Origin of the sequence: Pontibacillus salipaludis, assembly GCF_014642405.1 — a bacterium.
GTDB lineage: Bacteria > Bacillota > Bacilli > Bacillales > BH030062 > Pontibacillus > Pontibacillus salipaludis.
The window spans coordinates 36,534-62,715 of sequence record NZ_BMIN01000005.1 but is presented as its reverse complement, the minus strand read 5'-3'; the positions used below and the strand labels follow the sequence as shown (position 1 = coordinate 62,715).

Genomic DNA, 26,182 nt, shown 5'->3' with positions numbered 1-26,182 from the left:
CGCTCCCTTTCAGTCCTTTTTCTTATCCGACCTTCATTTGTTCAGCTAAATGATGGATGCTCGCCACAAGCATGTCGAGTTTCCCTTCCATTCGATGCAACAGATAAAACGTCACAAGAACCGGAAAGCCAACCTCAGGTACCCACGTCATCCATTCCTCCATCGCTCCTCACCCCTTGCCTTACCCAAAAAGGGAGAGGATCGCCCTCTCCCTTTCTTAGATTATAGTTCGATATCTGCTACGTTTCGCTCGACGATTCTAGCCTCTTTCTTACTAACAAGGTCGCCACCGCTTGATGTGAAGCAGTTCTGCGTCACAATCTCATCCATGGCTGCGTTTAACGCCACCACATCAACCGGTTCAATCGGATCATCAAGGGAGATCGTAACCGTACGACCATCCTGATTTTCAAATTTCATTTCAAGTTTCTTCGCCATCTTAACCTCTCCTCTCATTTCTGATTACTCATTAAGCACCAAGAATTAGGCTTGAGTCATTGCGTTCGATGCCAGATAATTTACGCTGCTGAAGCGGATGAAGAACATTCGCTACAGCGAATAACTGATCAGCCGTTGCTTCAGTCTTCACGTTGTTGAAGTTCTTGTTCTTGAATTTCATATTGCCTTTCTCATCAAGACCATCTTCTAACACAATTTGTAGCTGAGATCGGAATGTGTTTGTGATTGCCATGTCGATCACCTCCTTTCACTTCTATAATCGTTCGGAAGCCAGCGGGAGGTGCCTATGTTTTAGAAAAAATGGACCGCGGGGACGGGTTCCTTGTCCCACCGCCAATTGAGGTGCCAGCCTCTGGCGTTGAATCTGTGACCTTTTATAAGAAGAGGAGGCAGAAAAGGTCAGAGATCAGCTCCATCTGTGACCTTTCTACCTCCTAAAACACAAAAAAGTCACAGATAACCAGTATCTGTGACCCTTTTATAGATATGAGACTCCAAAAGGTAAGAGAAACGAACGATCAGTGACCTTTTAACTGCAAATAGTCATTAAAAGGTCACTGATCATTTAATTTCTTCTAATGGGAGCAGGTAGCCCCTTGTTTCTTATTATCCCCCTCTGTCTTCAAGCACATGATGAAGGTTAAATCGTTCCCTAGCCAGCCTCACAAAATCTTCATACTCTAACTCTTCCTTCGTCTTCTCCCCATCCTCCCATGTCGTCATAGATGAAGAAGTTAACGTCTGGCTACCGCCTACAAGAAGCTGGACGGCGAGAGGGCTTTTATTAAACTTAGATTTCTCATGCGTCTCGATCAAGTGCCGGATCTCATTCATCTCATCTTCCACGTGAACCAGAGGCACTTCGCTAAACGCATAGCCAATGCGCCTCTTCTCGTCTTTATCCTTTACTTTCACTTCTAGGACATGGTCTCCATAATCCGTATCGAGCCGGGTTACTTTAAACTCCCCGTTACTCGATGTAACCAGCTCCCCTGTCATGGGAACTAGAGTTAACGGCAGATTGCCTCCAAACCCGACATCCATCAAGTAATCACCTGAATCGTCATGGACAATGACCGCGGCATGTGTTCTGCCAGTGCCAGACCACTTATCTTCGGCCGCGTTATACACCTCACCACGCACGAGAGAAACGCTAAATCCATTATCTTTGAGAAAGTAATACAAGAGAGGATTCAGTTCATAGCAAAGCCCTCCCTCCTGTTCATCAAGAATCTTGTGACGGAGATTCTCCTTAGAGATCTCCAAGCTAGTCTTGTTCAGGATTCGAAAATTCTCAAACGGAATGGCCCACGCTGTTTTCTCAAGCACTTCAGGGAGGTTCGTGACTGTTAGTTCTGTTTCGAACGGCAATCCAATTCGTTCTCTATAAGCCTCGTTGAATGACATCAATCTGCTCCACACCCTTTATATTTCATATATTACTGTTCATTATGGCACAGACGTATATGGAGAAGAAAAGTTCTGCTCCCTCCCCTATGTAACAAGAAGTCAATGAATCCGTGTTGGTGATGTATTCACTAAATCTTTTGGTTATTTATGTTAAAATTACTTTGTGAAACGCTTCTAACTAACGGAGCTGTTTTGCGAAAAAAGATAAAAGGATACTTATGGGGGAGGTTAAGGATGTTTTGGTGGATGATAGGTTTGTTAAACCTTGGTTTGGCGATTGTGGAACTAATAGTAGCCTTTAAAAGGAAAGATAAGCATTTATCGTGGGTTCACGTTATGTATAGTTTAATGTTCATTTCATATGGTGTTTCTGCATTTCATCAAAGTCTTTTATATGGAATTCCTGGTTTAATTATTGGTTTATACGCTATTTTTCTTAACTCTAGAGGTAGAAGAAGGAGAAATAGGAACGTAATTCAATAATAATAAAGGGGCAGGGGGACAGGTAACTTGTCCCGCCACCATTATTTGAGAGAGGTACAGTCGATGTAATCTGTGACCCTTTTATATAAAGAGGACCAATCAGTAACGTTCCTCCGTACTCCCTCTTTTCTTTAATTCATAAGGAAGCACTTTATAAGAAAAATCGACATTACCAGATTCGATCTTATCCAATAATAGATTTGCGCCTTCTTTCCCCAAATCCTGATAGGAATAATGAATCGCTGTTAGGGAAGGGCGTGATGCTTTGGCTAAAGCCGTGTCGTCTAATCCAATGATGGAGACGTCTCTTGGAATGGAATAACCACTATCTTGTAAAGCATTAATTGCTCCAATCGCCATCCCATCATTGGCAATAATCATCGCAGTAAACGGCACCCCTTCTTTTACCAAACGCTTCGTTGCTTCATAGCCGGCTTCAATGCTGTAGTCCTCATGAATGATTCGCTCTTTGTCCAAGCTATAACCAGCGCTTGTTAATGCATTCTTGAATCCTTGCTCTCGCCTTAAGCTGTTCGCTGAGGTCTCAGGCCCACCTATGAAAACAAAATCTTCATGCCCTTTATCCAATAAATAACGGGTCGCTTCTTGAGCAAAGCGATACTCATCAAAGGCGACGTAGGAAATCTTTTCATCTTCAGTTGGTTGCAAAAGAACAACAACTGGAAAAGGGAGAGCCTCAATGACGTCTCTATGTTCCTGAGTAAAATGCCGGGTCATAAAGAGGACACCTTCAACTCGTTTCGATTGAAAGATCTCAAAGTGCTTCTGCTCCTTCTCGATCTGTCCATCCGTATTGCCGATTAGAAGGTTATACCCTTTTTCCTCAATAACATGAGTAATCCCTTTAATACTGTTAGGAAGCCCCTCACCGAGAATGCTGTGAGTAATGACACCAATCAAGTGCGTCTTCTTCTCAGCAAGTTCTCGCGCCAAAATGTTTGGACGGTATCCGGTCTCTTTAATGACTTGTTCAATCTTCTTCCGCGTACTCTCTTTCACAGGCCCATTATTGTTAAATACCCGCGAAACGGTTGCAATAGACACACCTGCTTTACGGGCGACCTCTGTAATATTTATATCTTCTCTCATAAACTTCCTCCTCGGCAAAACACCGAAGTGCCTGCCCCTATTCACGGACAGACACTCCCTATGAAAACGTTCTCCTTCCGTTATTATAAGGGATTTCTGGTTATTTTCCTATATCCCATTTGGTCGCTCTTAAGCTTACTGCTCCATCTGAGAAAAATTCGATTCCAGTGCTCCCTTCTGATGGGAAAATCCTGCCTGAGAAGACTTCTTCCCCTCCTTGCACGAAGAGTTCAAATGAAGAATGATCCACATATAACCTCAACGTTATCAAGCGATCAAAAGAAAGAGAAGCCGATCGGATTGTTCCAAATTCTTCAGCAAAAGCCTCACCGCTTTTGCTACGATCCACCGTCACCCGTTTCCATTTCGGATCGACTCGAATCTCTGTATACTCTTCTTCCCCGCAGCGAAAGCGGACCCCAAAATCCCGCCAATCTAAGGTAGTGAAAGATGCTTGCAGCTCATACGTTGTTCCTTCAAACCCTTCATATACCTTTACGGCACGATTCAGCTCATCTTGTTTGTCTGAACGGTTTGTTCTCAACTTCTCCATCTCTCGAACTGGACGCTGTAGGATCCGATCACCAAGAATCGTCAGCTCCCTCGGGATCGTTAAGCAGTGTGCCCATTCATGACGATCTGTTGGATAAGCAATCTCAGGAAGCCCCATCCAACCCACGAGGATACGGCGACCATCATGATCTTCTGTAGTTTGTGGAGCATAGAAGTCAAAGCCTTGATCAAATTCGTAAAACGTTCCGTGCTCCATCTTGAGTGACTCTATCTCTAACGGCTTTCCTACCACGTATCCAGATTGAAAAATATTCTGATAGTGATCACCTTTCTCTTCGAGTCCTTGCGGAGAGAAAAGCAAAACCCCTTTCCCATCACGTTCATAATAATCTGGACATTCCCACATAAATCCAAACCCGCTAAAGTCTGTTTTCAATTCTCCGCGAAATGCCCACGTTTGTGTATCTTTGGATTCATAGACGGTAAGGGCCCCCGTTTCATCCGTCCGCTGAGCTCCTACCAACATAAAATAAGTCCCATCCTTACTAAAGACTTTCGGATCCCTGTAATGTTCTGTATAACCCTCCGGCACTCCTGTTACTAGCGGAGCCTCGACCTTTGTAACTTCACCAAGTTGATCCATTTTCGCCAGACATTGATAAGGTGTGCGCACCCAATCCTCATCTCTTACATTGCCTGTGTAATAAAGGTGCAATTCCTCGCCAATGACAATCCCTGTACCTGAGAAAGCTCCGTGAGAATCAAAATAACGATCAGGAGAAATGGCTATACCTTTCTCCTGCCAATGAACAAGGTCAGTCGACGTTACATGGTACCAGTGCTTTAATCCGTGTACAGGGCCAAGCGGAAACCATTGATAGAAGAGGTGATAGACCCCATTGTAATAAGAGAAACCATTCGGATCATTTAACAGTCCCACGCGGGGTTGGATATGATAGCTTTGGCGCCATGGACAGCTCCTTACAACTTCATGAAGTCTCATCCACTCTTCTTCAGATACATTTTTAAGAGGCTTGTATCTCGCTTCTCTTGTCCAATCCATTTCATTCCTACACCCTTCTACTCCGCTTATGCCGCGGAAGAATCTTCTTTCTTTCGTTTCCCTAACACGTACGTAAGTCCAAATGTGATGACAAACGAGATGACCATTCCAATGATGTAATGCACAACAGATGTCGGGCGAATGGAGATCACACCAGGTAATCCAGCTGCCCCTAGCGCAACAGCTAACACATCGTTAAACGTAATATAAGCAGTTGCAATAGCAGCACCGATTACCGCTGCGATAAAGGGATAGCGCAACTTCAAATTCACACCAAACATCGCCGGTTCTGTGATACCTAATAATGCAGAGATCCCAGCCGCAGAGGCGACACCTTTCATCTTCTGGCTCTTTGTTATGAATAATACAGCCAGAGCTGCTGATCCTTGAGCCACATTAGCCATAGCAGCGGTTGGGAAGATAAATGATCCACCCGTCTTCGCAAATTGGCTAAAAGCTGAGTCTCAATAGCAATAAAGCTATGGTGCATACCTGTTATAACAAACGGAGCGTAAAGCGCTCCAAGAATACCACCGCCAATAAAGCCAACGGTTTCATACATCCATACAATTCCATCTGTTAATAAATTTCCTCCAGAGCGAGTTAAAGGTCCTACAAAGGTAAAGGTTAAAACACCTGTAATAAAGATCGTAAGTAACGGCGTTAATAAGTTATCAAGTGACGTCGGAATTCTTTTACGCAAAAATTTCTCAATGTTAGCTAGAATATAAGTTGCGGCTAAGACCGGTAAGACCGTTCCTTGATAACCGACTTTTGCAATTTCAAATCCAAAGATGTTCCACTTCGGAATCTCTCCATCAGCCAAAGCTCCTCCATAACCCCAGCCATTTAAAAGGTCAGGGTGCACCATCAACATTCCAAGTGCTGCCCCGAGAAAGGCATTTCCGCCAAATCGCTTGGCTGCCGAGAACCCGATTAGAATAGGTAAGTATGTAAAGGGCGCATTTGCGAATGTATTAATCATTGCAGCTAAATCACTCATGCCTGGATACGCTTCAATTACCGACTGATCTTCAATAAACAACCCGCTTGCTGTCAGCAAGTTATTTAACCCCATTAAGAGACCACCAGCAACAATCGCAGGAATAATGGGAACAAAGATGTCAGAAAGCATCTTCACAAATCGCTGCACCGGATTTAATTTTTGATTCGCAGCTGATTTCACTTCATCCTTCGACATTTCTTCAGATCCTGTTAGTTTCGTGAACTCTGCATAAACGTTATTTACAACACCTGAACCAAGTATGACCTGATACTGCCCTCCTGTTGAGAACGTGCCTTTCACCTCATCCATTTCATCTAATCTCTTTTGATCCACTTTTGATTCATCGTGTAAAACAAGTCTTAATCGAGTTGCACAATGAGCAGCAGCTGAGATGTTTTCTTTTCCCCCAAGAGCCTCTAATATGCCCGCTGCGATTATATCGTACTTCATTTCCCATTCCCCCTCTTTTATGTAAAGCTTTACATTCCGTGTTTATGAAAAGCTTTACAATATTACCAAATCAATAATGTAAAGCTTTTCATTAATTAATGTAAACGATTTCTCCTTAAGTGTCAATAACTATTATTGAACCATGGGGACAGGTACCTTGTCCCACCTCCATCTTTGACGCTTTCACATCGCACACCAATAAAAAGGTCAGAGATAAACTCTATCTCTGACCTTTTCACAAACAAACCCTATTTAACATGTTACAGATCCGCTCGATCTTTGACATGTTCAATCCTTCAGAGTCAACGACCTCTACCACGTGTTACTACAACCACTCTTTTAAAATCCCTACATTCAATTCCAAAAATGAAGCATTATCTTCCCCCCCTCTCCGCTGACACCACCCAATACTATTAAAAGCATCCGTAAATTGATAAAAAGGCAACACCTTTTCTAAATCAATCAGCGGTCTCACGGACTTATAACCATCTTGATAAGCCTGGAATAATCGATCATCGTAAGCCAAAAAATCTCGATGAAGCTTCGTGAAGTCGATCTCGGTGGAACCAAATCGCACGCTTTCAAAATCAATAACTCCTGACACAGTTTCTTCATCCACTATAATATTGCCCGGCCGAAAATCCATATGTACAAAGCTTGGCCCATCTGGTGGCGGGAGCTCGTGCTTCATCTGTTCAAATTTCTTCAACGCTTTCCCATATAACGATTCATCAAGAACGTCGCGAACATCCTCTGCAAAACTATAAAACTGCTTTTCGAGAAAAGTGGACCAGTTCGGAAATTCATTTTTTATTCCCTTCAATGACTCTTCAGGCGGACGAATAGAATGCATCTCTGCATGAAGGACCCCGACCTGATACGCTACGTTCGGTGTAGCTGCCGTCGTTAGGGGCTTCCCTTTTAATTCAGCCAATACAAAGGCTCCAGGACACTCCTCATCCCCCTCCCAATGATCCAATAGTGCAGGTATGGCAACGCTCCCTTTTAATATCTCGTAAGCTTCTAACTCTCTCTCGTATTTCAATTTCGAATAAGGAATTTTCAAATAGACACATTCCCCCGTAGACAACTCACATTGATAAACGGTTGAGCTAAAAGATTCTTCTACCTCATTCGCCGATTCTACTTGTAACCCTAGCTGTTGGATGACACGATTTTGCATTCCCCGATCCCCCTTCTTAACATGAAACTTTACGCTCTATTATTTTTAAACTTTCTTTCGCCAACACATTCATACCTCTGAACCGGCATAACTTTTAGCATAAATTACCACCATTTTAACATAATGGCCTTGTCCCGCTCTATAAAGCTAAGAAAGTACGGGTACCACTTCTCGCTTACTAAATTGAAACTTTCTCCAAAAACAATACGTACATTAGAAAGAGTAAGTAGGAGGGAACTATAATGAAACAAAAACTAGAAGCGATTGAAGAACGGATGAAAAGAAAGTTTGGACTTGAGGATTACACCCTTGAGCGCACCCATCTTCACAGAGAAGTCGAAGCGTTTGAACAAACGCACTATGTATATAACATGGAATGGTTCCCGGAAGGCTCAGGACCTGTTGAAGACGACTTGAACCCAGAAGGGACAGCATCAATCGATGTGGACGTACATACGGGAGAAGTAAGAAGTCTTATTTTTGTAAGTGGTGTAAGTAAAGCGAAGACTCCAACGTTGCCTAATGAACAAGACGTCATCCATTGGGTGGAACAAGAGACAGGACTCACACAAGGCGAGCATTTCTTTTTAAAAAGTAAACAGGATCGAACCTACATGTTCTACTCGGCCGTAAACGGAATCCCAACCACCCCATCCGGTATCATTTCGGTTGAAGTGAATGATGAAGATGAGCTCGTGTTCTTCACCATTCACGGGTACTTTCCAGAAGTGCATGACGTACAGGATGAATCTTTTTCTTTATCTCTAGAAGACATCGCCGATCTAATCAAGAACCAATTGATGCTTGTAAACTTTCCTATAATGGAAACCAAACGTTTTGAATCGGTCTATGCATTAGAAGAGATCTACATAAAGAATGATGGCAAAGAGACTCGCCCTTTTCACCTGACAGATTCGGTACATCTTGTTCCCATTGGTGAAATTATGACCTATGAGCCCCGGTTAGATGAAACATTCCAAGAAGAGAAGATCGATTTAACTGATGAAGTAACTGTTGAACAAGCAGAAATGCATGAATCCCATCCAGATCTAACCCCTATTACAGAAGAAATGGTGAAGGAGACGCGAAGTTCCCTCCAGCGATTCTTGCAAGTTGTATACCCAACTGATTCTGGTGAATGGTTATGGCAGTCCGTGGAACGTGAGAACGGATATGTATTAGCAAAACTTGAGAACGCAAAGAGAACAAGTGATTTCTACAAAAGGAAAGTAAATGTGTTTCTTAATCAGAATAGCACCAGTGTGCTTACTTACATAGAGAACGATTTCTTTAGTGAAATGACCGCTGATTTTGAACAAGCGGAAGAAGTGACTTTGACAAAACACGAAGCATTGATTCTTTTAGAGGACAAAATTACGCTCACTCCCGTATACGTATGGGACCCCGCGAATAAACGCTATACATTGCATGGGAAGCTAGACTGTTCGTATGTTGTCGATGCTCACAGCGGAGAAGTAAAGGTGCTTTCTGAAATTGAGTAAGGCTATTGTCCTTAGCTCTCTCTGACCTTCCACCACTTCAAAAAATGTAAAACGTCGGATGAGCACACAATCCGAGACGTTTCCCATAAAAAAATCGAGAAAAAGGGCAGGGATGTATCTATCGCATCTCTGCACTTTGGTTACTTTTATAGATTGAAATGTAAGAGAGACGCTCCATCTGTAAGCATCCCCACTCAGCTATCGTCTTGTAACCCTTTCCACCGTTTATGTATGGGATGAATGTACAGAACCATAATAAGAAAAGTCAATATAAGCTATTACTAGGAGGAACATCATGAAGAACAAGACTATTGATATCTTGTTGATCTTTCTCGTCCTGTTGGTCTTTACAGGGTATTTTTGGATCAAAAACGCTGTATGGAAAGACGTTCATATGATAGAGAACCTTAACCGAATTGAGGAATATGCACAGCATAATCAATGGAAAGATGCTGAAATGTTGGCACAAGAACTACATAAGGAATGGGAGAAGAAGAAATTAGTCATCCTTATCAACTTTGGAGAGGCAGAGTTTTCGCTCCTTGAAGAATCTCTGAGTTTTATTCTTGCTGGCACTGAAGCTCAAGATCAGGTGGAGGTCTTCGGCAGAGCTAAAATGGCAGAAGACTTATGGAGAAACTTTAGTCGTGTTATCCCAGAACCGTAGGAGGGAATTTGATGGGTGGCGTTATCGCTTATGCCTTACGATGTATAATCATGTTACTTGTCACGTGGACAGCCGTTAGGATCATTGGAAAGAAATCGATTTCGAACATGACTTCTTATGACCTCGCTGCCATTATGCTGATCACAACCGTAGCTGCGGAACCACTCGTGTACAAGATTCCTTCTAAAGCGACAGCCGGAGTGTTCGTTTTAATGATTGCTACCATTTTACTTGGCTATCTTTCATTGAAGAAGTTCTTCTATAATATTGATTCAAAGCCTATCATTGTTGTCGCTGATGGAATTATTCAGGAACAGGAATTACGCTATTCAAAAATGAATATCCCTTTACTTTTATCAGAGCTTAGACTAAAGGGGTATCAAAATATTGGAGATGTGAGGTATGCCATCATTGAGCCAAGCGGGAAACTATCTGTTGTGCCCACTTCTCAAGCCAGACCTTTACAACCATCTGACATGGGGATTCCACCCTCTCCTGTTTCTTTAAGCTTCCCACTCATTATTGATGGAGAAGTGAATCACGAGAATTTAAAATTCCTTCAAAAGGATCAAAATTGGTTACTCACACACCTTCGCACCCATGCTGTTCAAAGCATTAGTGAGGTTTCCTTCGCACAAATGGATAGTAGCGGAAAGATCCATATTATTAAGCGCCATCAAAAAACTCAAACACCAAATATTTATTAAACTAGACTGGATAGGAAGGCCGGCACCTCTTTTCTATCCTTTTTCTTTCGCTCCTCTAGTAACATCTCAATATCAAAATTGAACCCTCATCTCTTTCTTTTCAATACATATACGCCTGGACTTAGAATAATCTAGATGTATTAACGAAAGCTAAGTCTAGATTCACACAACTACAATTAAAAAAGAGTGTTCCCATTGTCCTTCAGCGAACTCACCCTAAGACTCCTACTTGCTTTCTTCGTTCTGATTCTTCTTACCAGAATTATGGGACGGAAAGAAATCGGTCAAATGACGTTCTTTAATTTCGTTTCCGCAATTTCGTTAGGGACCATTGGTGCAAGCCTTGCGATAGACCAAACGTTCAAAGTCTCTCATGGATTGTATGCATTGCTCGCTTGGGCTTTATTTACAATTATCCTGGGCTATCTAGATATCAAATCAAAAAAAGTCCGCACTATTCTCAACGGTGATCCAATTATCCTTATTAAGGACGGGAAAGTCATGGATCAAGAAATGAAAAAGGCACGGATTGACCTGGATGTTCTTAAAGCCATGTTACGTAAGAAAAATGCATTTTCCATCTCAGAAGTTGATTACGCGATTCTAGAGACAGATGGCAAGATCTCTGTATTAAAGCAAGAAGTCAATCAGCCGTTAACCAAATCAGGATTATCGTCAAACTCCATCACATCCCCCATATTCCCAACCACAACAGAAGTGATATCCGACGGTAAGATCGTGCAAAAAAACCTAGATAAACTACATGTTACAGAAAGCTGGTTGCACCAGCAGCTTCAACAAGCAGGTGTGAACTCTGTATCAGATGTCTTCTATGCTGAAGTACAGAAAGATGGAACGTTTTATATTGATCAAGTAAAGGATTCGTAACGACGGAGAATTAGGATCGGGAGTCACAAGTGGGAGGTATAACACTTTAGGATGAGCGCATAATAGCCTTATTCCTTTAAAAGTTAGGTGGAACCGTTCATGGAACATTTCCCTGTTATTCATACCAATTTTTGGGACGCCGTTATAGCTGTCCCATTAGTCATCATTCTCACACAACTACTGAAAAAGACACTTCCAATTCCTAAAGCAGCCGTGCCAACAGTGGCCAATATCGTTGGTTTAGTAATCTCCATTTTCTTCGCCCATCCTAACAATATAGTTGCCGGCTTTTTCATGGGGTTCTTCTATGGCAATGCAGCTGTTGGTGGGTATGCATCACTTAAAACATCTCTGATCGCTTTTCGCAAGAAACGTCAGAATGCATCATAAGGGACAGGTACCTTGTCCCACCTCCTCTTCCTAAATCCCATTCACTTGCCTTAACAATAACGCATCCCTTCCCTAAAGTGTTAAAATAAACCTATCAAACTAGGAAAAAGGGTGAGCTTACGTGAAAAAGATTGGTATCTTCCTTATAGGCGTGATCATTCTGATTGTTACAGTTATCAGCATTCCTACTTTGAGGGCTCAAATGAAACTAAATGCTTTCGAAGATGAGAAGCAAGTGTCAAACGAAACAAAAGTCGTTACGTTTCATGAATTTTGGGATCTGTACTACACACAAACAGAATTAGCACAGGAACTAGAAGCGACCACCAAATACTCTCTTATTGCCGAAAAAGTACGGGATGGCAATGATAAAACCTCAACGATCAGTCAGTATCTACATGAACATCAGGATTTAAAGGTAAAAGTTGAGATTCCTATTACCACTTACAAAGACGACAACAAGACGATTACGTTCATTTCCGGAGAAGGTGAGATCCTTGAGGTCTACAAAGATGGTCAATGGAAAGAATTTGATGAAGAAATTTAATACTGTTTCCCGCTGCTGTATTGCTTTATATCTAACGGGACAAGGGGACAGGTACCATGTCCCACCGCTATTCACGGTGGAAGCAAGGTACCTGTCCTAACATCCTGCTTCACGCGATATGCAAAAATAAGCTCCCCATTCGGATCGCGCTCATGTATGTATTCAAACCCCAAGCTTTCATACAAATACCGCGCTCTTTTGTTCTCTTCTATAATACTTAAGTAAAGCACATTCACCCCGTATTCCCTCGTGACAACATCGATCAGCTTCGTCACCGCCAATCTCCCCAGCCCTTTTCCCTGCTCGTTTTTGTCGATGATCACCCGATCAATCCACGTTTCACCATTTCGCCCCACACACCCATACATCGCAAATCCGACTACCTTGTTATCAGAATAGATAGCAACCGGATGCCACTCAGGATAAGTAGCCGCTTCCTCCAGGCATTCATCGACCGTTTCGATAAAATGTTCCTGTCCCCGCTTCACCCTTACGCTTCGAACAGCCCTTTCATTCGTTTCATCAATCTCCTGAAAACAGACCTGATTCATGTCCCTCACCTCCCCCATCATTTCACAAACACATCTCTTAAAAGGCCCCCATATTCCGGACGCAACACGCCATATCGTCGTCCTTCCTCCTCACTCATGATCACCGCGAACACCGATTCCTCGGTAAACCAGATGTCATATTCCACTAATCGCTCTGGCATCCCCTCTTCTTGTTGATAGAAAAAACGGCCCTCACATCTTTCTTTCTCACCATACTAGTATTTTTATCCTCCCATTGAACTTCATTCATAACGTCACGGATCGTTTCGATCGAGTCGTCATCTGTAATCGTCTCTTCACCTGTGTGGTCCTCGCCCGGAGTTACTATTTGAAAATCTACTCTCGTAAGCTCCCCGAAATCCTCCGAACAAGCTGTTGTCACGAGCAATACAAAAAGAACAAGCAGAATTCGCCTTTTCATATTCCATGCCTCTCCCCTCCGTTTTTTTGTAAGTCAGTAACTGGATATATGTGTTAAAATATAACATAGATTATTCAGCAACATACATAAATACCTGGAATGAAATAGGTGAACACACAAAGGAGGATTCTCACTATGTACGGGTACCTTAACCTCGCAAGCCTCTTCTTAGGAATCCTTGCTTGGAGCCTTCCCGTGGTCAACCTGATGCGGGATCAGTCAAAAGCGACGAACAAGTGGATGGCGTTATCCGTTATGAGCTTTAGTGCTTGCGGAATTTCACTAGTCTGTCAGATTCTTTACACCTATCATAAGGTATCGATTGGAGATTGGGCGGCTCTCATGGACACCATGTACGCCGTGGCCATTGTCTCATCCCTACTTCTCATCGTTACGATTCTATTAAATGCCCTTACGCTAATCGTGTATCGTAAAGCGAGAACATTCTAGTATTAGGTTGGAGGAAAGGAAATGAAGATTTTTACGAAAACGTGGCTCAAGTACGAATTAATCGGGATTCTAGTCATTGGGATCGCAGTATTGGGAGGGAACTATATGGACTCCTATTATGAAGACAAAGAAGAAGTGGAAACGTTTATTAATGAGTATTATAATCAGGCCGTCCTCACCTCTAGCTCTGCCTCTTATGTATTATCGAATACCGATAACCCTGAGCAGCTCAAGAAGGGCCTGGACGAATTAACCAAGAGGATCAATAAGCTGGATTCCTTGTTGTACACAGGTCGTCAATACGTTGATTCCAACATTACAACAAAAGACTTCGCTAGATTAACAGAGTTACAAAAAATTGAGGACAGCACCCCAACGGATGCTCAATTAAGCAACATCGAGAATTTGAAGAAATCCATGGAGTACATAGCCGATGAATTACGTTCGGATGACCCCACTCGTGACAACAAAACGGTTACTGTAGAGACGTTTAATGACATTATGTCGGATAGTACGGATTTCTTATTTTAGGTTCAATCTTGCTATTCTTATAAAAAATGAACTTCTAATTTATAGAAGTTCACTTTTTTATTCAGTAGACACCCTTCGCTACGACTGATTATACTTTTCGTCTACTTTGCGCTCTGCTCTATGTACGATGTAAAAACAAAACTCAGCTACAAGGATCCCAAGGATGGAGACCAAGATATTACTACCTATGTAAAAGCCTATGGCAGCTAACAACCCTTCCATTGATAAAAGGAAAACCACTGTTACCAAAACGGAAATCATCAAAATATGGATGACTTTAAGCTTTCTGAAGTAGAGTCTTAATAGGATGCTTAGCGAAAAGACAACAACTTGAGGTAATAGTAAATACACAAGAGTAAATATGCCAACTCCCATTCCTTCCCCTCCTTTTGTTCTTTGTAATGGCCTGGTTATTAGTTTAGCACATTGGACAGGGGGACAGGTTCCTTGTCCCATAATAAAAACGCGAATCCCTCCAATAGTAGGGTTTCGCGTTTATTTCGTTCTTCTATTCACTGCATATTTTACTATAAAAAAGAAAATGGTAAATCCTACAAAGTAGTTGAGTGGATTCTTCAAGATACTCATATCAAGAGAGAGTTGTAAGAACACCCACAAAATAAAAATCACAACTAATGCGAAAATCATCGTCTTATTATATAAAGTAGACACACGTATCGCCTCAACCATTCTTACAGATTCAAACAAAAGCTTCCGTCACACCCTCATTACCGTGTCCCCGTCATCCCTTCCTCGGCCAAACAAAATACGTTATAGCGATCAAGAAGTCCACCCCTAACGCAACGGTCCATATTCGTAGCACGTTCCATAACACTTCCGTTCTCGAGGTGTCGTCTATGAAGAAGATCATCCCTAATAAAAGACCAGCACCAATCACATAAGAAAGGACGTGCCTCCCCCACCCTTTCAAATAATGGACGGAATGCTCATGCCCCGTCCGCTTTGTTGGTTTTGATCCTTCTTTTGTTATGTAGTAACGAAATCTATTGTCGGCCCATTCTATCATACTTTTCCCAAAACCAATGGAAACACCTACATAAACAGCAGCAACAGCATGTGCCGTTGTGGCGGTCGCTCCTCGATATAAATCGAACCCAGTCATGAGTAATAACAGCAAATCAATGACAGGGGTTAACGCTAAGAGGAATAATCCCAGCTTATCTTTCTTCAGCACATACCTTGTGAATAACCCTAGTACAATCACGATCCAAAACCCAATTTCACAAGCCACGATCAGCCACGCAATAAAGTTCAAAAGGCCACCCACAAATAGAACGAGAACGTTTTATAAGATCTGCACTCTCCCATCGATAACCTACGTTCAGATCATCCACTGTATGACAACAAACCATTTAATGCAGAGCTATGCTTCTTCAACTAAAGCACACGTTTGTTTTATTTAGAATACATTACTAAGTCAGTAACCATAAAAGCGATGTACAGTAAAGTAAGGGCTATAACAAATAATAAAAAGACTTTATATTTCTCCAAATCAATCACCTCTTTGCGCAGCAAATTAAAGAAGCGACTGCTGTTGTTCAGCAATCGTGCCCTTTAGATTCATAGGAACCCCTTTGCTTTTTCAATTCAGCCCACTCTGATATTTCTTCACGAGTTAAATCACCTGAGAGCACCTTTTCTAACTTTCCAATGACCTCTTCCATATTCGCTTTACTCATGTACACATCACCTTACTTCGTTCTAAAATATGCCCCCATTAAATTAGTAATTAAAAAGGTCCTCCACCTCTACCGTTTCCTTTTTGAAATTCAGTTAGTTTTTCTCCCCGTTCTCTTTCTTGCTCCATCTCCCTCTGTGTTTTGCCTTCCCATTGCTGGGGTGGGTTTTCTTTCTTGTTTTTGATGTCTTTATACTTTGCAACAACAACTATTAGCACTGCTGAAATTAAGAAAATAATAGTAATAATAGTTTCCATGGATAATATCTCCCTTTCCACTAAATTCTTATTAAACCATCATGCTCCGTTAGTAAACAGCGATCCGTCCATTATTGAACAATTGCACCCGTTAATGTAACAAACAAAAGTAAATCGTTCGCAAGAAATTCGTGAGTAGGATGACTGTATGACTATTCGGTATTTGTGTTATTGTTTTTCTTTTTTATTTTCCTATCTATAACCACAGCAGTGTTAATGAAAATAATCACTGAAGCGGTAGCTAGTGATCCGAGTATGGCATACGTGGAATAGAGGTTGACCTGTACGAGCGACTGTATGAGCAACTCCGCGATCGTTAATCCAATAAAGAACAACCCTGCAAAAATGCTTGGGTACCATTGAGAATTTTTCATAATTTCATACTCCTTTATTCGTTATATGAATGAAGAAAGATCTCCCCGCCTTCTTTATCGGGCTTTTATTCCATTTGGCTCCTATAAAACAGGGACCTTTAGAAACTCCTATGCCTTCTGCAACTCTTCTGCTTATTTTTAATTGAAGATAGCCTGATCACAAAGTAGTGTAAAAGAACAAACAATTGGATGGCTTGAGGTTGTTGCATTACTTGCCTTTTCGTCTCTGCTCTTCTTGTTCCTCTCTCAACCGTTTATCGTACGCTTTCTTTAGCTTTTTTTCTTCTCTTTCTTCCTTATTTGGGAAAATGAAGGAAAGGATACTTGCGCCCAGATTTAACAGGATTTCAATAAGAATACCTATTGCATTCACCTCCCATGGACATAGGGACAGGTTCCTTGTCCTGCCGTTCCACCACTACAAAATCTCGTTAAAGCGATAAAGGTATCTATACCTAATTAACGTGCTTCTTAATATATTTCAACCCTTCACGTCTACTTAATTTTGATAACGCATCGTTCCTATCCATAAAATCCTGTACCCATTCAGCATCTGTTTTCGAATATTCTCTTAAAATCCAGCCAATCGCCTTATTGATAAAAAACTCATCAGAGCCCGTATTTTCTCTAATGATATCCTCTAGTAATTGAAGGTCTGTCTTTTCCTTGTATTTCAGCTGGAATAAGATCATCACCCGACGCAACCATATATTTGTCGACCCTCTCCACTCTTTCCCAACGGTTTGCAAAAGGTGTGGATACTCCGCAAACAATCGGGAAGCATGCTTGCCGGCTATGTGGTCCACCGTGTCCCACCAGGATTTATGGACAGTCATGTACTCAATGAGCGCCGCGTCCTGTTCTCTGATGCCGTATTTCTTTATGTATTCATCCACTAGTCTCAAGGCTACCATTTGGTATTCCCGTTCTTCTTTTGACCAAAGTGCCTTTACCACAGCATGGATCTCATCTGGTGAAGGGATTCCTTCTTGTTTGATATGCTCCTTCACAATCCTTTTCAATGGCTCAGCCTGAATTCCGTAGAATGAAAATTGGTTACGCATATATTGGGCCATCTTTTGGGCTTTTTCTTCGTTCTGATTGTCTTCCATTCGTTCTTGTAGTGTTTCGATTGAATACATTTCATTCGCCCCTTTTATGTATTAACTTCATTATCTCGCAGTTTCATTATAACACCGATATGAGCACCTGTTATCCAGCTGCAAATAATCTACCCTGTCATCACTAGAAGATCACATTTGAAGTTTTATGAAAATAAGGTAAAATGAACTAATATTTAGAAAAAGATTGGAGCTTCCAACATGTCGATCGTCTCGTATTCCAAATTCAATAGTTTCAAAGACAACCTACAATTACGATCTACCCCATTCAGCACCTGGATCCCTCACCCTATACAGAAAGGTGGGTTCTAGTTGAACGAAAAATATCTTGGTTTAACTCTTATTTCTTTTATACTCATCTTTTCACTAGGCACTATGGTAGTAGAAACACTAGAAGGCACAAAAATTACGACATCAGAATACGTTGGATTAACGGACGACCTTGGCTTGATCCTCTTCTTCGCTTTCTATTGGTTCATCGCATACTTTCTATTCTGCTTAGTAGGGTTCCTTGTTAATCGATACCTTCATTCGTTTATTATAAAAATCGTTTTGTTCCTAGCCTTATCCTTAAGCATGGCACATTGGTTTTTCAATCATTTATATGGGTATGGGGATTTCATACATGAATATGACCTTAATATTGGGACGTTTTATACTATTTTCTTTTTGTGTGGTTTAGTTTATTCCGTTTTAGAACATTTGATTTACCGTATGGAAAACTAAAACAGGCTACAACTTTGGTTAGTTGCAGCCTTTAATTCTTATATCTCCTTCTAGCCTCTTTCGTGAAGAGTTGGGGTGTTTTGCCGAATTAATTTCCCTTAGACAACCCTGATCTATTAATCAAAAAAAATAAAACCATCCCTACGCTTCTATAGAGCTTCTCCAAACTTTCCCTAATGAATCACACCTTTACAAGCAACGCCCTAAACTCACTATTCTTTTCGTCATAAAGAGTCAAAAACGGAACCCACTCTAGCTGATATTTCTCTACCAATGACAGTACTCCTTCACGAGCTACCATTGTTCCCTGAGAAGCTTCCACCTTCCAAGCAAGATTTCCTGTTAGCGTTCTCCCTTCATGAATGCGAAAATCAGAATCTACCGTATCCGTATTCACTGGTTTCTCCCAATATAATTTATCGTTGGTGATTAATAGCGCATAGGCACGCACACCACGTCTAGCTGTCGTTATATTCTCTAACTTACTGAGATCACGTAGGTAATCGTACCTCCCTTGGTCCTGCGCTCCCTGGTGTTTTAAATCAATATGTATATCATTATGAAGGGTGTTAAGCTTCACTGTTTTATATCGGACTTCAATTGCTAAGATGTCTAGACCTTTTTCCGCCCACAGATCCACCTTTTCATTTTCTACCTGCTTATTCATTTCTACAGAGTATCCGATCGATTCTAAGTGCGCAGCCAATTTACTCGCAAGATCCTGCTGAGAGGTGGGTACCTGTTCCAAATGGGTGAACGAGTTGAACCACTCTTTCTCATCTTTGGATACCTTCTGAATCATATATTGAAAATCTCCACTACGCTTAGGGAATTGACTATAGGAATGCCAGTTCATCGTATAATTCCCTTTTAGTGAAAGGGCATCTTCTCTTCCCTTCATCGTCCCTTTGCCAGTTTGTTCACCCCAGCTCAATGTTCCATGTATCTCTTTTCCTTCATGAATTCTAAACTTACGATCAATAGCTTCTACATTCTCATTAATAGAATAATAGGATGAGTCATTGGTAAGAAAGATAAGAAATCCTTCATCTACCACACCTTCCGCAACCATTTTCTCCAACCGCACTAGATCTTTTAACACGTCATACCTTCCTATATCTTGTGCTCCTTGCGTAATGAGAGAGAATTCTTCCTCTTCTAGCATGTGGTCAAACTGTTTTGTTTTGTACTTTAGTTCAATCGCGTACTTATACCCATCGATAACAGCCAATATATCTAAGTACACTTTCGTACCCACTCCGTGTACCTTCATTTCTAAACGAATTTTAGCATCAGGATAGCTCTCTTTAATTTCCCAGGCTAATGCATGCTGGAAATCTGCTTCGTTATGAAATAGAGGTCGTTTCTGGGACAGTTCTTTAATGATACGCTCTATGTTCATGAAATCCCCCCTAAGCATAAATATTCCTAGTCACCATTATACATCATATTTTTAACTAGTCTTGAGGTAGCACCACAGGACCTGGTTCATACAAGGGACCTGTCTAGTCTTCCGAAAATTTTTTTGCTTCATACCATATACCTTTGTAAGAAATAATTTACAATTTGCAAGAAATATTTTACAATATTAAACAGAGGTGGGTAAATGTTACAAAATAAGTTAGTAGTTTACCGAGCAGAGAAAGGATGGACACAAGAACAACTTGCAAAGAGGGTTGGGGTTAGTCGTCAAACCATTGCAACTCTCGAAAAACAAAAATATAACCCTTCACTTATTCTTGCTTTCAAAATAGCAAATGCTTTTGAGAAGCCATTAACTGAAGTTTTTGATTATAAGGAGGACGTGTAGAATGCTAATGTTAAAGTTTCTATTCATTGCTTTAATATTTCTTAGTCAGATGTATTTATTGAAGTTCCAATCGAGTGATGAAGCAAAAGATGAAAGAGGTAAGGAAATTAAGTACAAAACAAATAATATGCTATTTAATACGTTGTATGTAGGTATTGTTTTATTAGTTGTACTCCATTTGCTTGAAATTGTTTCAACCAAATATATACCTGATATATTATTGTATTTTACACTCTTATTAAGTGTTTTGGGGAGTGTGTTTCTTTATATCAACAAGACCAAGCAAAATTATTAAACGCGGACCATTGGGACAGGTTCCTTGTCCCGCTTTCTTATATCAAGTAAAGAGGCTTAGACACAAGTTTAAAATAGCTGGTTATCAGTTCAAGTCATTAAAAAACGCAGGGAATCATGATTTTCCAATCAGATTTCCTGCGTACTATTCATTTTAAGAGAGGTGTGTCCCAGCCTCATATTTATTTAAGCCTTTTCGACACTATCCTCTTCTTCTATTTGATTTAAACGAGCCTGCACATCTCCCTCACTAAGCCCATGCTCCTCCACATAACGATTACGTGGATGAGTACGGCACTCATGACTACAGCTGCGCATATATTTGTGCTCATTCTCCTCCGTCATAATCATACGACGGTCACAATCAGGATTCCCACAGTTCGCAAAGTGTTCAGCTGGTTCGCCTGTGAAGTAATCCTCACCGACAATTGTGTGCTCAACCTGGTTAACCGGTACAGTCAGACGATCGTCAAACACAAACATTTGACCATCCCATAGCTGACCTTTCACCTCAGGGTCTTTTCCATAAGTAGCAATACCGCCTTTCAGCTGTGCTACCTCAAACCCTTCTTTCATCATCCAGCCAGAGAACTTCTCACAGCGAATTCCGCCTGTGCAGTACATCATAACTTTCTTGCCTTCAAACATTTCTTGGTTATCTCGAACCCAATCCGGCAGGTCCTTGAACGTCTCGACATCAGGACGAACCGCTCCACGGAAGTGTCCGAGGTCATATTCATAATCATTGCGCGCGTCAAGAACGATTGTGTCCTCACGCTGCATTTGTTCCATCCAGTCTTTCGGCTCTAAGTGCTCGCCTGTAATGTCATTTGGATTATGGTTATCTTCTAAACGAAGCGTCACAAGCTCCGGACGATGGCGCACATGCATCTTCTGAAACGCATGATCATCTGCTGCGTCTACCTTAAATGGCATCTCCGCAAAACGCTCATCCGCATGCATCGCATCCATATACGCTTGAGTCGCCTCAACCGTTCCAGAAACGGTACCATTAATCCCTTCTTCCGCTACGAGAATACGACCTTTTAAGCCTAGCTCGTTACAGAATTTTAAATGATCCTTTGAAAATTGCTCTGGATCTTCGATTGTGACGTACTGGTAATACAGTAGTACACGGTAATCTTGATTTTCCATTCTTAATTCCACCTTTTCGCTATATTTCCCAGATATAGTAATAAGGCGCCTGTGATGCAGACTGTTCCTGCCTCATCTAACACATTTATTACAACATAATATTGTAATGGGGGGTAGGGGAGGAAATCAAGTTTATTTCGCATATGACCAATATCTTCTATAAAATATTCACAATTTGTCGGAACACCTTATTTGGATAGTAGACGCAATCTTTTTTAGAAATTATTACTTGGTTAGAGGCTGAACGGATATAGACAGAGTCCTCATCAATCTCAAAGGTTAACTTTCCATCTTGACTCTGAAATGTTGAGATTCGCTCGGCCTCCCCAACATCCTCATGGTCTAACGATACTATGATTTGCTTTGTAAATCGTCGCATCAAGTTCCATAAATGTCTTTCATCATTTGATTTCATAAAGAGTTGGGGCAACTCGTCAGCATGCTTCAGACTCTCAAGGTCCGTCATAGCAGACGTGCGAATGCCGTATCCAACAGGCTTAATGAGTTGCCTTGTGGACTGCCACGTTTGTAGGGTGAACGTAATAGACGAGTCCTCCACATCAACACTTCCAACTTTAGCGTAGTGACTTACTCCGCCTTGATCACCAAACACATTACGGGGCTTATACAGACCTACATAACTAGATTTATGCCAATCTCGATTTAACCAATCAGCAGCAACCTTCAACCTTCCCTGCTGTATAACTCGGACAAACTCTTCCTGAGAGGTAACTTTAATGATACACACCCGTTCGACCAGGTCAGATTCCCATTCCTCAAGTGTACCTTTAGGTAAGATTCCTTCTTGCTGGATTTGTTGCGGGGAGGCTTCTATCAACCGATCAAGGAAACGCTCGACCAGAAGAGTCGAATTGGGTAAGAAAGGAAATCCACCTATATTGACCTTCTGAATACTCTTATAAAACTGGTGCTTCTCATATTCATGTTCGTCGCCCCAAGGAAATAAAACATAGGCACCAAACGTATACCTCTCATACGCCCCCTCTTTTCCCTCTACTAGAGAATCACGGTAACGGTGCATGGTATTGATATCCTCTTCTAAAGGACCAGAAGTATGATAAGCGCGATGATAATAACTATCTTCTACCGCAAAGTCGACCCGATATTTAGCATCAAACACATATTCATACGTTCGATCTTTACCCGACTTTTCAATACTCAACATGGAATCGGGCTTTTGCTTTACTGTTGGCACTTTCCCGGAGTGCTTCTGGAAATAGAGTGTAATCCTCTCCTTAGTATGAGGATGACGGAACACTCGCTTTGCTGAAGCTGACTGATTTAACGTGACAAAAAGACCTTCGCGATTTACTTTAATAATATCTTGGCTAATCATTTCATATTTAGAACCGAGAATCTGCCCTAATTTGAGAAATGTCCAGTATTCATACAACGTAGCCACATCTTTAACAGACATTCTTGCTAACTCACCATGTAAAATAAGTCCACGAGATAATATGAGGTAGGTTTGATAAGCTTCACGATACCCAGGAGCCATTTGAAGCACTAGACTCATAACGGAACGATCTAGTGAACTAATTTCCCTCCAAAAAGAAGACCGGATTTTCTTTTTTAAATAGGCTTCCATCGCTTCTATTTCATCCAATTTATCGTCATGATTTGATGTCTGGTAGACCGATGCCTGTTTCCTTAGCGTCTCTTTTAATGATTCAACCTTATGAATGATGCGAGTCATCATCCATTTCACAAATTGATTCTCAAGTGTATCAAAGGATAATCGCTTCTGGACGTTTAGACCCTTTGTTGGCATGACCTTCTTCTCACCAATCGGTATACCATATTGAGTCTCAGTAAAAAGCTCTGGACGTTTACGAAGAAATTTCCGCCCTTTAGAGTCTTGTTTCTTTAATTGATCCCCTCTAACTAAGGCATGCTCCTTTATCAATTGATGATGAGGCTGTTTTTCTATTTGAGCAATTGCTTTCGTAAACTGCTTATAATACTGCATTAGCAGACGATAAAACTCGCTCCAAGATGACTCTACAGTTAAGGACGTTGTAGCACCTAGATACGTTTTCTTCACAAAATGATACGCCAGATTGTAAACTTCCTCGTTCACTTCTTCGAGTAATTTTTGATAGTCTTCTTTATAGGATAATTTCGAAGGAAAGATTTCAAGGGTTACCTCTAATACCTTCTTTTCTTTCGTTCCTATAGAAAAAGTAGTATATCCAACTTCATTTGTGAACGTTAAATTGCCCATTAGCAATTCAAAAGGTGGCTTTCCTACACGACTAATAGCCTTCCTTAAAGATTGGTGCTCATGATGGAAATGAAGCTCGTACCCGTTTTTCGGAGTAACTACGAGCTGATAGGTCCCATTTTCAAAAAACAGGGGCGAAACATTTGTAGATTCAACCAATTCTTCAGTTTGGACATCAAACAATCGCACAGACTCTATAGCTTCCCCCTCGTAAGAAAAATGCATATTCTCATCAGATTGTACCTTTTGATAATGCTTTAAACTTTCATAACGATGATGATACGGCTTCCCTTTAATATAGAGGGAAAATGCTTCCGTCTCAATTTCAACTAGCTCCACTTCCTCATTAACTGCTCCAGAAAGATGTGAATCCATCTAGATCACCTCTTACAAGCATGTCATGGACTTTTTCCGCACTACGTGGAAAACGTGCTGTTTTAATCATTTCATGAACTCGTTCAGTTGTGAGATCCTCATTATATTGCTGATTTGTAAAGTATGTAAACAGATTCTTCAATACTTGAAACGATTGTCCATGACTTGCTGTAAGTCTTGGCAAGATCTTTTGATAGAATTGATAATCTAACGCTTCCTCAAGCGAAAATAGCGAACGACTATAAATGACATAAAAGCAAATCTCATCCCTGACACGGTACCCCACGTGTGCTTGAATCGGCTCAAGCAATTGGTTTAGTTTAACTAGTTCAGTTGTAACGTTTTGGATTAGGTCTTTATGCGTAGAATAAGCGTCTTTTAGTCGCAAATACTTTGAAGTAAGTCGATGATTCGGTAACGCGAGAGGTTGGTGGCTTACCTCCTCTTCTTCTAAAAAGAAGAACCAATCAAGATGAACATCATTGCACTCAATTGTATTAGCTCGATCGAGAACTTTCTTACTAAATGGGTGAGTCGTTTCATCCATATTGACCGTACCTACGATGTACAAGTTTGAAGGAATTGTCACCTTTCTGCCAATTTGGGTTTCATCCATAATGGAAGCAGACACTACCTCCCCGTCATGCCATTTCCGACTCTCAATGACACTTAGGAAATCACTAAAGTAATACTCCACTCTGGCTAAGTTCATTTCATCTAATACGACAAAATATGGTTGACTTGGATCTTGACTTGCCTCTTCTATTACGGTTAATAGTGGGCCTTTTTGAAATTCTCCCTTAATATCTGTGTAGCCAAGTAAATCAGATCCATCACTCCAATCAGGACGAACGGGTACTAATCTAAATCGACCGTTTTCATCTGTTGCCCCCACACTCTCTGCAAACAACTCCATAATTTTGGTCTTTCCGGTACCTGAAATCCCAGATAAGATTACAAAGGGCTTTGTTCTGAGTGAGAGAAATAAGTTCTTGATATCATCTAATTTGTAAAAGAAGCCCTTCCCCTGAATATAAGAATGAATATGCTCTACGATTTTCTCATTTGACCACTCATCCAATTCTTCTGATTGGTTTTCTTTAATATTCGGTTGATTGATAGAAACAAAACGTTTATAAATTTCAACCATCGCACGGAGATCTTCCTCTAATGCCTCTTCATCTGGAAGATGATCACGATCGTATTTAATATAAAGGGCAGTGGATTCCTGGTATCCTTTTCCTTTAGAACTTTGTCCTAAGTCAATATCGCTAGCCCTTTGAATAGGGGTAGATGTATTATAGTCCTCAACGACTGTAATATCTCGGATCCCGTGCTTAATTCTTTCCATTTCTTTTTTCGACGTTTCTGTAATACCTTGAGCAAAAGTAAGGTACACCCTTTTCATATCTTCACTAAACAGGTATCCCAAGTAATAGCCTCTCTGTGTGCTTGTAGTTACATTAGTATGTAGAATAGCGATCCACGGGACTTGAGCCCAGTTTCCTTGCCCTACTGACCCTTTTACTGTGAATGATTCATCTATGAAGGGTAGAGATTTAAGAATTCTTGGGGCTTGAGCTCTTACATATTGACCTAATTGATTTTCTTTGAATGGAGACTGTTTTTCTAGTAAATACTCATTTGTAATTTTAGCAAGCAAGGCTCCTATATGACCCTCGTTTATATCGTTGATGTTAACGTCCATCAGATCCACTCCTTTTAAACTACTCTTATAGTCACTTGTATATATTGCCAGAATACCACAAATGTATTTCCCCAAAAAATTTAAGC

32 protein-coding genes and 1 pseudogene are annotated in these 26,182 nt (G+C 41.0%); 12 read left to right on the top strand and 21 right to left on the bottom strand.

What is annotated here, in order from left to right; all coding sequences use genetic code 11:
- Positions 1–22 precede the first annotated feature (22 nt).
- The 4 genes from IEW76_RS07520 to IEW76_RS07505 form a co-directional block, all read right to left on the bottom strand.
- A complete protein-coding gene (locus IEW76_RS07520; protein WP_084599526.1) occupies positions 23–163 on the bottom strand; it encodes a YvrJ family protein in 141 nt (46 codons plus the stop codon).
- 59 nt (positions 164–222) lie between these two features.
- A complete protein-coding gene (locus IEW76_RS07515; protein WP_036783602.1) occupies positions 223–438 on the bottom strand; it encodes a DUF2922 domain-containing protein in 216 nt (71 codons plus the stop codon).
- 31 nt (positions 439–469) lie between these two features.
- Positions 470–691 carry a DUF1659 domain-containing protein gene (locus tag IEW76_RS07510; RefSeq protein ID WP_188652447.1) on the bottom strand — a complete coding sequence of 74 codons (222 nt, stop codon included), beginning with the start codon at positions 689–691 and terminating at the stop codon, positions 470–472.
- A gap of 374 nt (positions 692–1,065) precedes the next feature.
- A complete protein-coding gene (locus tag IEW76_RS07505; RefSeq protein WP_188652446.1) occupies positions 1,066–1,866 on the bottom strand; it encodes an arylamine N-acetyltransferase family protein in 801 nt (266 codons plus the stop codon).
- A gap of 237 nt (positions 1,867–2,103) precedes the next feature.
- Between IEW76_RS07505 and IEW76_RS07500 the strand changes: the two genes are divergently transcribed.
- Positions 2,104–2,352 (top strand): hypothetical protein, encoded by a 249-nt coding sequence (locus IEW76_RS07500; RefSeq protein ID WP_188652444.1) that lies wholly within the window; start codon positions 2,104–2,106, stop codon positions 2,350–2,352.
- A 99-nt stretch (positions 2,353–2,451) separates the two neighbouring features.
- On the opposite strand, the gene IEW76_RS07495 is transcribed toward IEW76_RS07500, so the two are convergent.
- The 4 genes and pseudogenes from IEW76_RS07495 to IEW76_RS07480 form a co-directional block, all read right to left on the bottom strand.
- The gene (locus IEW76_RS07495) at positions 2,452–3,462 is read right to left on the bottom strand and encodes a LacI family DNA-binding transcriptional regulator (RefSeq protein WP_188652442.1); all 1,011 of its coding nucleotides are present in this window, start codon (positions 3,460–3,462) and stop codon (positions 2,452–2,454) included.
- 100 nt (positions 3,463–3,562) lie between these two features.
- Positions 3,563–5,038 (bottom strand): glycoside hydrolase family 32 protein, encoded by a 1,476-nt coding sequence (locus IEW76_RS07490; RefSeq protein ID WP_188652440.1) that lies wholly within the window; start codon positions 5,036–5,038, stop codon positions 3,563–3,565.
- A gap of 26 nt (positions 5,039–5,064) precedes the next feature.
- Positions 5,065–6,494 (bottom strand): annotated as a pseudogene (locus IEW76_RS07485) (sucrose-specific PTS transporter subunit IIBC).
- Positions 6,495–6,819: 325 nt separating this feature from the next.
- Positions 6,820–7,677 (bottom strand): aminoglycoside phosphotransferase family protein, encoded by an 858-nt coding sequence (locus tag IEW76_RS07480; protein ID WP_188652438.1) that lies wholly within the window; start codon positions 7,675–7,677, stop codon positions 6,820–6,822.
- Positions 7,678–7,919: 242 nt separating this feature from the next.
- Between IEW76_RS07480 and IEW76_RS07475 the strand changes: the two genes are divergently transcribed.
- From IEW76_RS07475 to IEW76_RS07450, 6 genes are all read left to right on the top strand, one after another.
- Positions 7,920–9,179, top strand: a complete 1,260-nt coding sequence (locus IEW76_RS07475) for a hypothetical protein (RefSeq protein ID WP_188652435.1) — start codon at positions 7,920–7,922, stop codon at positions 9,177–9,179.
- A 295-nt stretch (positions 9,180–9,474) separates the two neighbouring features.
- The gene (locus tag IEW76_RS07470) at positions 9,475–9,846 is read left to right on the top strand and encodes a DUF4363 family protein (RefSeq protein ID WP_188652433.1); all 372 of its coding nucleotides are present in this window, start codon (positions 9,475–9,477) and stop codon (positions 9,844–9,846) included.
- An 11-nt stretch (positions 9,847–9,857) separates the two neighbouring features.
- Complete coding sequence (locus IEW76_RS07465) at positions 9,858–10,553, top strand: YetF domain-containing protein (protein WP_188652431.1); 696 nt, start codon at positions 9,858–9,860, stop codon at positions 10,551–10,553.
- A gap of 186 nt (positions 10,554–10,739) precedes the next feature.
- Positions 10,740–11,441: a YetF domain-containing protein gene (locus tag IEW76_RS07460; protein ID WP_308422056.1), complete on the top strand. Its 702-nt coding sequence runs from the start codon at positions 10,740–10,742 to the stop codon at positions 11,439–11,441.
- Between the two features lie 99 nt (positions 11,442–11,540).
- Positions 11,541–11,831, top strand: a complete 291-nt coding sequence (locus IEW76_RS07455) for a hypothetical protein (protein ID WP_188652427.1) — start codon at positions 11,541–11,543, stop codon at positions 11,829–11,831.
- A gap of 121 nt (positions 11,832–11,952) precedes the next feature.
- Positions 11,953–12,378: a hypothetical protein gene (locus IEW76_RS07450; protein WP_188652425.1), complete on the top strand. Its 426-nt coding sequence runs from the start codon at positions 11,953–11,955 to the stop codon at positions 12,376–12,378.
- A gap of 71 nt (positions 12,379–12,449) precedes the next feature.
- Here the strand turns inward: IEW76_RS07450 and IEW76_RS07445 are convergent, their stop codons facing one another.
- Together IEW76_RS07445 and IEW76_RS07440 are read right to left on the bottom strand one after the other, a co-directional pair.
- Positions 12,450–12,929 carry a GNAT family N-acetyltransferase gene (locus tag IEW76_RS07445; protein WP_188652423.1) on the bottom strand — a complete coding sequence of 160 codons (480 nt, stop codon included), beginning with the start codon at positions 12,927–12,929 and terminating at the stop codon, positions 12,450–12,452.
- 145 nt (positions 12,930–13,074) lie between these two features.
- Positions 13,075–13,350, bottom strand: coding sequence for a hypothetical protein (locus IEW76_RS07440; RefSeq protein ID WP_188652421.1), 276 nt, complete (start codon positions 13,348–13,350; stop codon positions 13,075–13,077).
- A gap of 135 nt (positions 13,351–13,485) precedes the next feature.
- Here IEW76_RS07440 and IEW76_RS07435 point away from each other — a divergent pair, with 135 nt between their 5' ends.
- Positions 13,486–13,800: a hypothetical protein gene (locus tag IEW76_RS07435; protein ID WP_188652420.1), complete on the top strand. Its 315-nt coding sequence runs from the start codon at positions 13,486–13,488 to the stop codon at positions 13,798–13,800.
- 21 nt (positions 13,801–13,821) lie between these two features.
- The gene (locus tag IEW76_RS07430; RefSeq protein WP_188652417.1) at positions 13,822–14,331 is read left to right on the top strand and encodes a hypothetical protein; all 510 of its coding nucleotides are present in this window, start codon (positions 13,822–13,824) and stop codon (positions 14,329–14,331) included.
- Between the two features lie 78 nt (positions 14,332–14,409).
- On the opposite strand, the gene IEW76_RS07425 is transcribed toward IEW76_RS07430, so the two are convergent.
- From IEW76_RS07425 to IEW76_RS07395, 7 genes are all read right to left on the bottom strand, one after another.
- On the bottom strand, positions 14,410–14,706 hold the full coding sequence (locus IEW76_RS07425) for a hypothetical protein (RefSeq protein WP_188652415.1): 297 nt from the start codon (positions 14,704–14,706) through the stop codon (positions 14,410–14,412).
- 120 nt (positions 14,707–14,826) lie between these two features.
- The gene (locus IEW76_RS07420) at positions 14,827–15,003 is read right to left on the bottom strand and encodes a hypothetical protein (protein ID WP_373285958.1); all 177 of its coding nucleotides are present in this window, start codon (positions 15,001–15,003) and stop codon (positions 14,827–14,829) included.
- A gap of 70 nt (positions 15,004–15,073) precedes the next feature.
- Positions 15,074–15,607 (bottom strand): hypothetical protein, encoded by a 534-nt coding sequence (locus tag IEW76_RS07415; protein WP_188652413.1) that lies wholly within the window; start codon positions 15,605–15,607, stop codon positions 15,074–15,076.
- Between the two features lie 283 nt (positions 15,608–15,890).
- The gene (locus IEW76_RS07410) at positions 15,891–16,031 is read right to left on the bottom strand and encodes a hypothetical protein (protein ID WP_188652411.1); all 141 of its coding nucleotides are present in this window, start codon (positions 16,029–16,031) and stop codon (positions 15,891–15,893) included.
- A gap of 50 nt (positions 16,032–16,081) precedes the next feature.
- Positions 16,082–16,288 (bottom strand): hypothetical protein, encoded by a 207-nt coding sequence (locus tag IEW76_RS07405; RefSeq protein ID WP_188652409.1) that lies wholly within the window; start codon positions 16,286–16,288, stop codon positions 16,082–16,084.
- A 152-nt stretch (positions 16,289–16,440) separates the two neighbouring features.
- On the bottom strand, positions 16,441–16,662 hold the full coding sequence (locus tag IEW76_RS07400) for a hypothetical protein (protein WP_188652407.1): 222 nt from the start codon (positions 16,660–16,662) through the stop codon (positions 16,441–16,443).
- 455 nt (positions 16,663–17,117) lie between these two features.
- On the bottom strand, positions 17,118–17,804 hold the full coding sequence (locus IEW76_RS07395; protein WP_188652405.1) for a DNA alkylation repair protein: 687 nt from the start codon (positions 17,802–17,804) through the stop codon (positions 17,118–17,120).
- 291 nt (positions 17,805–18,095) lie between these two features.
- Between IEW76_RS07395 and IEW76_RS07390 the strand changes: the two genes are divergently transcribed.
- Positions 18,096–18,509, top strand: a complete 414-nt coding sequence (locus IEW76_RS07390; RefSeq protein WP_188652403.1) for a hypothetical protein — start codon at positions 18,096–18,098, stop codon at positions 18,507–18,509.
- A gap of 181 nt (positions 18,510–18,690) precedes the next feature.
- Here IEW76_RS07390 and IEW76_RS07385 read toward each other — a convergent pair whose 3' ends face one another.
- Positions 18,691–19,911 (bottom strand): hypothetical protein, encoded by a 1,221-nt coding sequence (locus tag IEW76_RS07385; protein WP_188652401.1) that lies wholly within the window; start codon positions 19,909–19,911, stop codon positions 18,691–18,693.
- 204 nt (positions 19,912–20,115) lie between these two features.
- Between IEW76_RS07385 and IEW76_RS07380 the strand changes: the two genes are divergently transcribed.
- Together IEW76_RS07380 and IEW76_RS20800 are read left to right on the top strand one after the other, a co-directional pair.
- Entirely contained in the window at positions 20,116–20,319 is a 204-nt protein-coding gene (locus IEW76_RS07380) for a helix-turn-helix transcriptional regulator (protein WP_188652399.1), read from the top strand.
- A gap of 1 nt (position 20,320) precedes the next feature.
- Complete coding sequence (locus IEW76_RS20800) at positions 20,321–20,614, top strand: hypothetical protein (protein WP_229721153.1); 294 nt, start codon at positions 20,321–20,323, stop codon at positions 20,612–20,614.
- Between the two features lie 185 nt (positions 20,615–20,799).
- Here IEW76_RS20800 and trhO read toward each other — a convergent pair whose 3' ends face one another.
- The 3 genes from trhO to IEW76_RS07365 all read right to left on the bottom strand — a co-directional run bounded on the left by trhO (position 20,800) and on the right by IEW76_RS07365 (position 26,096).
- Positions 20,800–21,768, bottom strand: coding sequence for an oxygen-dependent tRNA uridine(34) hydroxylase TrhO (gene trhO / locus IEW76_RS07375; RefSeq protein ID WP_188652397.1), 969 nt, complete (start codon positions 21,766–21,768; stop codon positions 20,800–20,802).
- 157 nt (positions 21,769–21,925) lie between these two features.
- The gene (locus IEW76_RS07370) at positions 21,926–24,388 is read right to left on the bottom strand and encodes a restriction endonuclease-like protein (RefSeq protein WP_188652395.1); all 2,463 of its coding nucleotides are present in this window, start codon (positions 24,386–24,388) and stop codon (positions 21,926–21,928) included.
- Positions 24,360–26,096, bottom strand: coding sequence for an McrB family protein (locus IEW76_RS07365; RefSeq protein WP_188652393.1), 1,737 nt, complete (start codon positions 26,094–26,096; stop codon positions 24,360–24,362). The genes IEW76_RS07370 and IEW76_RS07365 overlap by 29 nt, the downstream gene beginning before the upstream one ends.
- Positions 26,097–26,182 lie beyond the last annotated feature (86 nt).